General features: G+C 61.5%; 8 protein-coding genes. 4 read left to right on the top strand and 4 right to left on the bottom strand.

Annotated features, from left to right (window positions below; genetic code table 11):
* A partial coding sequence (clpB, locus tag C100_RS27910) for an ATP-dependent chaperone ClpB (RefSeq protein WP_024018315.1) occupies window positions 1-2,144 on the top strand: 2,144 nt, incomplete at its 5' end.
* On the opposite strand, the gene C100_RS27905 is transcribed toward clpB, so the two are convergent.
* Together C100_RS27905 and C100_RS27900 are read right to left on the bottom strand one after the other, a co-directional pair.
* Complete coding sequence (locus C100_RS27905) at window positions 2,145-3,149, bottom strand: hypothetical protein (RefSeq protein WP_031308634.1); 1,005 nt, start codon at window positions 3,147-3,149, stop codon at window positions 2,145-2,147. It abuts the gene before it with no gap.
* Between the two features lie 2 nt (window positions 3,150-3,151).
* Window positions 3,152-3,880, bottom strand: coding sequence for a 2OG-Fe(II) oxygenase (locus C100_RS27900; protein ID WP_024018313.1), 729 nt, complete (start codon window positions 3,878-3,880; stop codon window positions 3,152-3,154).
* A gap of 79 nt (window positions 3,881-3,959) precedes the next feature.
* On the opposite strand from C100_RS27900, the gene C100_RS27895 reads away from it, so the two are divergent.
* A complete protein-coding gene (locus C100_RS27895) occupies window positions 3,960-4,688 on the top strand; it encodes a 2OG-Fe(II) oxygenase (RefSeq protein WP_024018312.1) in 729 nt (242 codons plus the stop codon).
* Entirely contained in the window at window positions 4,688-6,373 is a 1,686-nt protein-coding gene (locus C100_RS27890) for a tetratricopeptide repeat protein (RefSeq protein ID WP_024018311.1), read from the top strand. The genes C100_RS27895 and C100_RS27890 overlap by 1 nt, the downstream gene beginning before the upstream one ends.
* 120 nt (window positions 6,374-6,493) lie before the next feature.
* On the opposite strand, the gene C100_RS27885 is transcribed toward C100_RS27890, so the two are convergent.
* Window positions 6,494-9,367, bottom strand: coding sequence for a TonB-dependent receptor domain-containing protein (locus C100_RS27885; protein WP_235218999.1), 2,874 nt, complete (start codon window positions 9,365-9,367; stop codon window positions 6,494-6,496).
* A 253-nt stretch (window positions 9,368-9,620) separates the two neighbouring features.
* Here C100_RS27885 and C100_RS47380 point away from each other — a divergent pair, with 253 nt between their 5' ends.
* On the top strand, window positions 9,621-10,196 hold the full coding sequence (locus C100_RS47380; RefSeq protein ID WP_052028216.1) for a hypothetical protein: 576 nt from the start codon (window positions 9,621-9,623) through the stop codon (window positions 10,194-10,196).
* 12 nt (window positions 10,197-10,208) lie between these two features.
* Here C100_RS47380 and C100_RS27880 read toward each other — a convergent pair.
* The coding region (locus C100_RS27880; protein ID WP_024018308.1) for a M23 family metallopeptidase at window positions 10,209-10,764 on the bottom strand (556 nt) is incomplete at its 5' end.

The following is a 10,764-nucleotide window of genomic DNA, read 5'->3' as shown; positions in this document are numbered from 1 at the left end:
GAGGCGGCCGCACCGCCGATACCGCATCGGCCGAGGATCGCTATGACGCGCTCAAGAAATTCGCCCGCGACCTGACGCAGGCGGCGAGGGACGGCAAGCTTGATCCCGTCATCGGGCGCGACGAGGAAATCCGCCGCACCATCCAGATCCTCGCCCGCCGCACGAAGAACAACCCGGTGCTGATCGGCGACCCCGGCGTCGGCAAGACCGCCATCGCCGAGGGGCTGGCGCTGCGCATCGCCAATGGCGACGTGCCCGATACGCTCAAGGACCGCACGCTGATGGCGCTCGACATGGGATCGCTGATCGCGGGCGCCAAATATCGCGGCGAGTTCGAAGAGCGGTTGAAGGGCGTGCTCGACGAAGTGAAGGGCGCGGAAGGCCAGATTGTCCTCTTCATCGACGAGATGCACACGCTGATCGGGGCGGGCAAGTCCGAAGGCGCGATGGACGCGGGCAATCTCTTGAAGCCCGCTCTGGCGCGCGGCGAACTCCATTGCATCGGCGCGACCACGCTCGACGAATATCGCAAATATGTGGAGAAAGACCCCGCGCTTCAGCGGCGCTTCCAGCCCGTCTTCGTGGGTGAACCGACGGTGGAGGACACCATCTCCATCCTGCGTGGCATCAAGGACAAATATGAAACCCATCATGGCGTGCGCATCGCCGATGGCGCGATCGTGTCCGCCGCGACCCTCTCCAACCGCTACATCACCGACCGCTTCCTGCCCGACAAGGCGATCGACCTGATGGACGAGGCGGCGAGCCGCATCCGCATGGAGGTAGAGAGCAAGCCCGAGGAAATTGAGAATCTCGACCGCCGCATCATGCAGCTCCAGATCGAGCGCGAGGCGCTGAAGAAGGAGACCGACCAGGCATCGAAGGATCGCCTCGCGGCGTTGGAAGGCGACCTCGCCAATCTGGAGCAGCAATCGGCCGAACTCACCACCCGCTGGCAGGCGGAAAAGGACAAGATCGCCGGCGAGGCAAAGCTGAAGGAACAGCTCGACGCCGCGCGCATCCAGTTGGAGCAGGCGCAACGCAACGGCGAATATGCCCGCGCGGGCGAACTGCAATATGGCACCATTCCCGATCTGGAAAAGAAGCTGACGGAAGCGGAATCCGCCTCGGCCGGCGCGATGCTGCGCGAGGAAGTGACGAGCGAGGACATCGCCTCGGTCGTGTCACGCTGGACCGGGATCCCCGTTGACCGGATGCTGGAGGGCGAGCGCGAAAAGCTGCTCGCCATGGAAGCGGAGCTGGGCAAGCGCGTGATCGGCCAGTCCGAAGCCGTCAAAGCCGTATCGACCGCCGTGCGCCGCAGCCGCGCGGGCCTGCAAGACCCGAACCGACCGCTCGGCTCCTTCCTCTTCCTCGGCCCCACCGGCGTCGGCAAGACCGAACTGACCAAGGCGCTTGCCGGCTTCCTGTTCGACGACGACAGCGCGATGGTGCGCATCGACATGAGCGAGTTCATGGAGAAGCACTCGGTCGCCCGCCTGATCGGCGCGCCTCCGGGCTATGTCGGCTATGAAGAAGGCGGCGTGCTGACCGAAGCGGTCCGCCGACGCCCCTATCAGGTCGTCCTGTTCGACGAGGTCGAAAAGGCGCATGGCGACGTGTTCAATATCCTGCTCCAGGTGCTGGACGATGGCCGCCTGACCGATGGGCAGGGCCGCACGGTGGACTTCACCAACACGATCATCGTGCTGACGTCGAACCTGGGCAGCCAATATATCGCAGGCCTGGGCGACGATGATCCGGTCGAGAAGGTCGAGGATCAGGTGATGGACGTGGTCCGCGCCCATTTCCGCCCCGAATTCCTCAACCGGCTGGACGAAATCATCCTCTTCCATCGCTTGGGCGCGGCCCATATGGCGCCGATCGTCGACATCCAGGTCGCCCGCATCGGCAAGCTCTTGAAGGATCGCAAGATCACGCTCGATCTTACCGACGGCGCCCGCGCTTGGCTCGGCCGGGTCGGCTACGACCCGGTCTATGGCGCCCGCCCCCTCAAGCGCGCCGTCCAGCGCCATCTCCAGGACCCGCTCGCCGACCTCATCCTGCGCGGCGAAGTGCCCGACGGATCGACAGTGAAGGTGGACGACGGCGACGGCGCGCTGAGGTTCAGCGTGGTGGCATAGTCAAACCGGCATCTCCAGGCACAATTCTTCCGCGCTGGCCCAGGCGAACGCGGAGTCGAAGGTCGCGCTATGGTGCTGTTCGACCAGCCTGTTCGCTTCAGCCGCTTCGCTGGCGGCGAAGCGACGGCCAGGCACTTTAGCGTGCCGCTCCAATACGGCTTTGCTGCCCCGGCGAATCGCGGCGACCTCCACCGGCAGCTGGAGTATGTCGGCAACCCGTATCGCCGTGCCTACAGGGTCGTTTTCCAACTGATCGAAGGTGATGACTCGCGCTTTTCCCCAGCGCCTTTCCTTCAGCGCTGTCTGAAACAATGTGAGCTGAAAGGAAAGGGCCAGCAGGCTCAGGCGGGCGGCCTTTTGTAACGGATCGGGGGGCGCTGCGATACTACGTGACAATCGACCCGCACCGTCCTCGATGCTTGGCGCCAAATGCTGCGCCAGACGGATCGCATAGGCCAGCCGGTCACGTCCCCCCCGGAACACCGCGCGCAGGAAAAGCCGCGGCGCGATCGTCATAAAGATCGGGTCGATCGCGGTTTCATCAATCCAGATGGGCAGCAGGTTATTGGCCCAATTGCTTGGCTTGATCACCGGCACATGGCCTTCGATAGTACGGCTGAGCAACGCCTCGACCACGTGAGTCGCTCTCGACACGCGCTCGGGCGCCGTGCGCAAAGCATCGGCCAGTTCGATCTGCCCCGCCGGTTCGCGCAATCCAAGCGATTGGCCCTCCACGTCGAGCAGGTTTGACAGCAATGTCGATCCGCAGAAGGATACATGCAGCAGGACACGTGAAGGCGCGGTGTTGCCGCCAAGCACGGGAGCGAGTTCGTCAATTGCCACCGCAGTTTCAGGACCGTGCGTATAGGGGCTGCGCCCGTCGAGAAAAGCCTGCGCGCGCAAGCTCTCCACGGAAACGCGGGCAAAGCGGATGGTGTGCATGTCCGCAGAAACGCCTACCGGCATAAAATGTGGATCGGCCACAATGTCCTGAAAGTCGGGCATGATCAAGGCTGCCGGTTGCGCAGCCAGCCGGTGATTGAATAACGCCGGAAAGCCGCGGCTCGCGTTACTTCCGACACGCTATGCAACTGCGGTACGCGAAAGATATTGAGACTATTGGGCTGCGGCGGCCAGGCTTCCATCATACCTTCATCATCATGGAACATCAGCAACCCTCCCCATTCGGGGCGCCATCGCTCCGTCAGGCCCAGCACATAGGCGGCACGCCGGCCTTTTCCGGCGACCGCATCGTCATGGCCCGTCAAAAAATCACCAGGCGAGTAAGCGGTGGCCTGCGCATCCGCAAAGCAGATATCGTCTGCGCCGGTCACCTGCCGCAACACGGCGAGCACTGGATCGCTCATCATCCACTGGGCAAATGCACATAGCGGATCGTCGCTCGCGGCACGCACATCTGACGAATCAGGCACTCGGATCGTCTCGTAGCGATACTGAAAGCCATAACGCGCGGCGTCGTAAATCGCGCCATCCAGCGCATCCTGTTGCTCGCGTGCCATCTGCGCGCGCACCTCACGCGTCAGTTCCAGCGCTTTGCCCTGGCTATGGATGACCTGTCGCCAGTCCGCGCGCGCGCGCAGAATCCCGGTCAGGCTGGCGGCACTTTCGCTGGAGAGAAAGTCGCTAATAGCGACGCGGCCCGATCGGGCGTAGGCGGCGCCCAGAGCGGGTAAGTTAAGTGCTCGATTAAGCTTGAGCGGAAGCAAAGCCGTCATGGTATGCCCCTCTGGCATATTTGGCTTACCGGGGAAATATCCTTATGGTCGGGTTGGTTCCGAATGCTACATCATCGCCATGATCCAGGCTTTGTTCGAAATTGATCCCGCGATTGACGTCGTGGCGCTTGCGCGTAAATTTGCCCAGGACGGACGGGTTCAGGTGCGCAATATATTGACCTGCGAAACCGCACAGGTGGTGCGCGGCATTTTGCAGCGGGAAACGCCTTGGGGCATCGCCTGCCAAGGCGGACAGGACGGACCGCACATGCTACGTCAGCGGGACGTCGCCACCATGAACCTGGCAGCCCGACGCGCGCTTGGCACCACTATACATCAGGCAGCGGCCCGCGGCGAATATGCCGTCCAGTTCAGCCAATATCCTATCCTGACCGCCTATCTGGAGAAATGGGCGCCGGACAGTCCACAGGATTTGCTGCTCGAATATATCAACGCGGAGCCGTTTCTCGCGTTGGTGCGTGCCATCACCACAATGCCCGGACTGCTCAAGGCCGATGCCCAAGCCACATTGTTCGGACCTGGTGATTTCCTTTCGGTCCATAGTGACAGCCACAAGGAAGAGCGGTGGCGGGTTGCCTATGTGCTGAATTTCGCCGACCCGCAGTGGCGGCCGGACTGGGGCGGCTATCTGAACTTCCTCGATGAGGATGGTGACATTGTCGAAGGCTGGCGTCCCCGCTTCAACTGCCTCAACCTCCTGCGTGTACCGCAACTGCATCAGGTAAGCTACGTCCCTCCTTTCGCGCCGATCGGCCGCTTTGCCATCACTGGCTGGTTTCGCGACTGATGGCGGCAGCCGATATCGCGATGTTGCGCGATCGCGCGCGCACATTGTTGGACGCAGGCGACATTGCGGGCGCGCGCAGCGTCTATGCTGGCGCCCTTCGCCGCTATCCGCACGATCCGGGCCTGCTCAACAGCGCCGGCAATTTCCATGCGGGCCAGGGCGACCTCGACGAAGCGCTGACCCTCTTCGAGCGCGCCATCTTGAACGCGCCCGATGACGCAGAATTGATCATGAACCGATGCGTCGTCCTGTCACGCATGGCCCGCGCATCCGAGGCATTACCGAGCCTTCTCCGCCTGGAGCGGCGGATGGCGCATATTGCCCGATACTGGTCCGTGCGGGCATCCTTGGAAAAAACGCTCGACGACAAGAATGCAGCGGCGGCCAGCTATGACCGCTGCCTCGCTCTGCACCCCACCCATTTGCAGGCAAGGCACGGACGCGCGCGACTGGCACTGGAACGGGGAGAGTTGGATGCCGTCGCGCGGTTCGAAGCGGCTCTGGCGGGTCAGCAGGGCGATGCGCAGCTATGGCTCGGCTATGCACAGGCGCTTGATTGCGCCGGGCAGTCCTCCCGAGCGCTGGAGATCGGGCGAGCGCTGGCCCGGCAAGCGCCCGGCTGGACCGATCTGCTTCAATTTCTCGCCGAACTACGCTGGGCGTTGGGTGATCGCGATAACTTCTGCGCGGATTTTGCTGAGTCAGCCCGTCTCCGCCCCGATGACTGTGGGCTGATCAAGGCTTGGTGCGCGGCGCTTGCAGGTGTCGATCGCCACGCGGAGGCGGCCGATATTGCCGGCGATGCCGTCCGCCGTTTTTCAGGCGACGAGACGTGGCGCTTGGCAGAGGCTGTCTATGCCGGAGCAAGCGGGGACGATGACAGGGCCGAGCGGCTTTTTACCGATTTGCCCCTCAAAGGGCCGGAACGGGCGGTGCAGGAAGCCCGACATCGCCTGCGGCGGATGGAAGCGGAGAGCGCCGAACGCCTTTTAAACGACGCAATTGGACAAAATCCAACGGAGGTGGCTGCTTGGGCGCTGCGAGACATCGCGTGGCGTTTGCTGGGCGATTCCCGAAGCGAATGGCTGCACCGACAGGAAGGTCTCGTGCAATTCGTCAACACGGGGATCGCGCCGAACGCCCTGGCGGAAATCGTCTCGCTGATGCACCGCCTCCATGACACAGGCAGCATGCCGCTTGGCCAGTCGATCAGATCCGGGACGCAGACACAGGGCGGCCTCTTCGACCGGCTGGAGCCAGAAGTACGGCTAGTGCACGCTCATATTGTCGAGATGATCGAACGCTATCGCTCTGCATTGCCTCCGGTTGATCCGGAGCACCCCCTTCTTCGCCATCGCGATCATCAATGGAGGATCAAGGGCAGTTGGTCCATTCGCGCGCGCGCTGGTGGACATCATAGCGCCCACATCCATCCGCACGGGCTTTTATCTTCCGCTTTCTATCTCATTCTCCCGCCGACGGCTGGGGGCAGCGATGCGTTGGGGGGCGCGCTCGAATTGGGGCGGCCGCCGCCCGACCTGAGGCTCGACCTGCCTCCAATCGCGGTGATCGAGCCGGTTGCAGGTCATTGCGCACTTTTTCCCAGTACGCTCTATCACGGCACGCGGCCGTTCAGCGCCGGGCAACGGATGACCATCGCCTTCGACGTCACGCTAGCCGCATAAGATAGCGCCATTTAAGGCATTGAGAGCGCTGCGATGAGCCTCGCCGCCCATCTCCTTCGCCGCACATATAAAGAGGGCGGCGATTACTCGCCGCCCTCTCTGTCTGCGCTGATCCTTGAATCAGAACTTCAAACGACCGGACACGAAGAAATCGCGGCCCAGCACGTCGTAGGTGCCCGGATAGGTGTTGGCCTGTTCCTGATTGAAGCCCAGGATCTTCGGAGTCTTATTGAAGATGTTGTTCACGCCCATCGACATATTGAAGTTCTCGGTCACATCGGCCGAGAAGCTCAGATCGAACAAGTTGTAGGAAGGGATCTTCTCGACAAAGTAATCCGTGGTGTCATCGTCGTCGCGCACCGACGACAGGTGACGCCAGCGGAAGCTGGAGGTTAGCGGACCGTCGATCCACGAGAGACGCGTCGTCCACTTATACTTCGGCGTTGGGTCGCCGCAAGCCAGCACACCGAACTTGCCGGCGCATTCGTTGACGATGTCAGGCAGGTCGGCAACCGGCGTGACATTATTCTTGATGGTGTAGGTGCCCATGAACTGGAAGTTGATGCGCGATTCTTCGCCGAACAGGCCGAAGCCCATCGGCTTGGAATAGCTGATATCGATGTCGACACCTTCAACTTCCAGCTTGCCAACGTTGGCATTCAGGATCGCCGGCGGCACTTCGCCGTCGAACTGGCCAAGTGCATTACGCGAACCCACGAAAGCCTGACAATAGACGCTGTTTACGTCCTGAATCTGGTTGTAGCAGAGGTCCAGCGAGTTGCCGAGGCCGCCGCCAAGCACCGAGATCGAGTTCTTGACCGTGATGTTGTACCAGTCGGCCGTGATCGACAGACCCGGTACAAAGCTGGGACGCAGCACCACACCAGCGGTATAAGAATCCGAGGTTTCTTCCTGAAGATCCGGGTTGCCGCCGAAGACACCCTGGATCTGCGAGTTGATCTGCACGCCGGCGGTGCCCACGGCAGCCGCCGGAACGCCGGTTGCAACGCAGAGGTCGCGAACAGTCGCATCGGTTGCAGCAGCCGCTTGGGCGCAAGGATCCTGTGCGGTCGGGAAGCCTACAGCCTGACCACCGAATAGTTCGCTAACGTTAGGAGCACGAACCGCGCGGGCGTATTGACCGCGGAAGGTAATGTCCCGGATCGGGGCGTATGTCGCACCGGCCGCATAGGTCCACACGCCACCGACAGCACCAAGGGAATAGTCCGAATAACGACCTGCGCCGGTTACTTCGAGCTGATAGATACCGGGTTTGTTTGCGGCGATCGGGATGCGAAGTTCGGCGAAGATTTCCTTGACGTTATACGAACCCGCCGTTGGATCGCCGGCGTTGAAGCCGATGACATCGCCGGAGGACAGGGCGGTGTCGGGAATGAATTCCGACGACATCTTCCGGTATTCGCCACCAAGCGCGAAACCCACGTCATCGCCGCCCATGCCGAAATTGAACAGTGAACCGGAGATCGACGCGTTGGCCACCTGCAGCGTGGATACATCGCCATTTTGCGCCAGAATGGAAATCTGATCAACCATCGGCTGGGTCAGCGTGCCAGGACCGAAGATGTTGATCGCTGGATCGGTGCCGTCCAGGCCACGCTGGAAGGCAGAGCGCGAGATATTGCCGGCCTGGATGTTAGAGTTCCGCGTACGTGCATAGCTATAATAGGCGTCATAGCTGATCGCGTCAGTGATTGGGCCACGCATCCCCACAAGGAAACGGAACGCATTGCGCTCGTCGAGCGAGTTGCGCGAACCTGATTCGATAACACGGCGCTGGATCGAGAGCGGCACCACGCCATCGCCAACCGTGCTGCCCGAAGCGCCCGCAATACCGTCTAGTTGCGTCAACGCAGCGATGTCGCTGGCTGAAATGAACGGCGACACTGCGGCAATGTTGACGTTGAACGTGCCGGTAACTGGCGTCGCGGCCAGTTCGTTGGCGACGCGATTGTTGACGAAGGTCACTTCGGTATAGGCAGTGTGGCCGTCGGCAATCTCATAGTCTGCATAGCCACCCAACAGGTAACGTTCCTGAGGAACCTGAAGATAATTGGCAGGCGCAAAATTGTACAGGTCTGCCGCCGTACGCGGACGGCTCACGCCAGCAGATCCGTAGAAAGCGCCGGGCGAGCAGAACACGTTGCCAGTGGGGCAGGCGTCTGCGCTGATCGTCGAAGTGAAGCGACCCTGCGGGGTGGTCGACGAACCGCCAGGGATCAGCCCGGTCGAATCGTCATTTTCACCAAGCGCCTCATTGGAGAAGCCGCGCGCCCCCTGGAAGACCGATGCACGGTTATAATATTCTCCATAGACGGTGGCGTGGCCACGGCCGTCGCCCAGTTCAGTGCCCAAAGCGATATAGGCTTCGTAGCGGCGACCATCGCCGTCACCGGTGATGTTATACTGCGCGCCCGCTTCAACACCGACGAGATCCTTGCGCAGCGTGAAGTCGACCACGCCAGCAAGAGCATCCGAACCATAAACCGCCGACGCACCGCCAGTCACCACGTTGACATCTTCCAGCAGGAAGGTCGGGATGGTGTTGAGGTCAACCAGTTGCGACGCATCATAGAACATCCAGCGACGGCCATTGACCAGCACCATGGTGCGGGTCGCGCCGAGGCCACGCAGGTTGAGCGTCGAAACGCCACCACCCGGGTTGTTCGAAAAGGACGTCGTGCCTGGAATCACCTGCGGCAAAGTGTTGATCACTTGCTCGACATTGACGGTGCCCGACAGCTTGAATTCTTCCTGGCCCACGACGGCGATCGGCGCCGGCGTGTCAAGATTGCGACGAGCAATACGCGAACCCGTTACGACAATGACATCGCCGGACGCTGCGGCGCCGGCCTCGGTGTCCTGCGGGAGAACTGCAGTATCCTGTGCAATGGCTGCGGAGGAGATTAGTGCCGCACCCAAAATGGCCGGTGCGACACCGGTGCGCAAAAGCGCTATCTTCGATATAGTTTTCACAATCCAGTCCCTTGCTCTGGAAATGCAGCTAAAGCTGCTGTTTGATGCATGAAAGCGGCCCAAAAATGCCCGACAGCGCGGACCGCCTCACGACTGGCGCCAAACTGCGCGGGCGGACGGGGGCTGTAAAGGCGAAGCCTTGGGCAAAAATGCCTTTTTGAATGTGTTGTATCATAAATGACACAGTTCGTAATATGTGTGCAAAATTGCACTTTGTTGCAAGGCGGTCAGACCCTTGCCAATATCTTTCCAAATGATCATCACGGACCGCATCGACCTTTGGGAGAGCAATATGATGTGCCGCAAATCTGCCGCTGTGCTGCTGATCGGCCTAGCTTTGTCTGCGGATGGTGCCTTTGCCCGAACCAGCCAATCAACGACTTCGGCCAAGTTGTTCGACGACCTAGTGCAGTGTCGGTCCGTTTCCGGGGGCGATGATCGGCTGGCCTGTTATGATCGCGCGGTCACTGCCATGCAGGACGCGCAGTCCAAGAACGAGATGGCCGTCATCGATAAGGACAGCGTGCGTCAGGCCAAACGGCAACAGTTTGGACTGAATGCGTTCGCGGCTTCCCAATTGGACAGCAAGTCAGAGGGCGGAGTTGACGATCTTGATGAAATTCAATCGACCATTGTCGGCGTCGATCCTCTGGCACGCGGCAGATGGCTGCTTCGACTGGGCGATGGGTCGCAGTGGCAAACGGTGGAAGCCGTCGCCTACCGCGTTCCCAAGGCGAATATGGCCGTGACGGTAAAAAGGGCTGCGCTCGGCACCTTCCTGATCCGTCCAACAGGATGGCCCGCCGTACGGGCGCGGCGGATCAAATAAGGCTGACCCGCCTCACAGTCCTTGCGGCATCGGCCCGGCGACCAGCAACGGGTCGATCCGCGAATCATTCCACTTCATGCCCCAATGAAGATGCGGGCCGGTTGCCCGGCCGGTAGATCCGATCGCGCCGATGCGTTGCCCCTGCGCGACATGGTCGCCCGGCTTCACGTCAATCCGCGACAGGTGCAGGAAGGCGCTGTTGAGACCATGGCCATGGTCTATCATCAGCAGATGCCCCTCCAGCGTGAAAGGCTTGTCGCTGGCCGCCAGAATGACCACGCCATCGGCGGGCGCGCGCACCGGCTCTCCGGTCGCGCCGGCAATATCCACCCCGCCATGATAGGCGCCCGGTTTGCCCTGGTAGACCCGCTGTGCGCCGAAAAATCCGGAGATGCGGCCGATACGCGGCCAGATGAATCGCTGTCGCCATCCTTGCGCATCCGTCGACTGTGCACGGGCGGCGGCGATCGCCGCAAGCTCCGGCTTGCGCCGGGCCAGGAAAGCTTCACTGCTTTTGCCCGGCCGCAATGGCGCATTGATATGCTCGAGCCGCCAGGCGCGGGGCGCA

Source organism: Sphingobium sp. C100 (assembly GCF_000508185.1).
Taxonomy (GTDB): Bacteria; Pseudomonadota; Alphaproteobacteria; order Sphingomonadales; family Sphingomonadaceae; genus Sphingobium.
Note: the sequence above shows the minus strand (reverse complement) of the source record. Positions and strands in the feature narration are given on the sequence as shown.

Excerpts from the sequence above, each read along its gene's own strand:
- C100_RS47380 (WP_052028216.1), top strand. The coding sequence starts at position 9,621 with ATGATCATCACGGACCGCATCGACCTTTGGGAGAGCAATATGATGTGC.
- C100_RS27895 (WP_024018312.1), top strand. The coding sequence starts at position 3,960 with ATGATCCAGGCTTTGTTCGAAATTGATCCCGCGATTGACGTCGTGGCG.
- C100_RS27900 (WP_024018313.1), bottom strand. The coding sequence starts at position 3,880 with ATGACGGCTTTGCTTCCGCTCAAGCTTAATCGAGCACTTAACTTACCC.
- C100_RS27905 (WP_031308634.1), bottom strand. The coding sequence starts at position 3,149 with ATGCCCGACTTTCAGGACATTGTGGCCGATCCACATTTTATGCCGGTA.
- C100_RS27890 (WP_024018311.1), top strand. The coding sequence starts at position 4,688 with ATGGCGGCAGCCGATATCGCGATGTTGCGCGATCGCGCGCGCACATTG.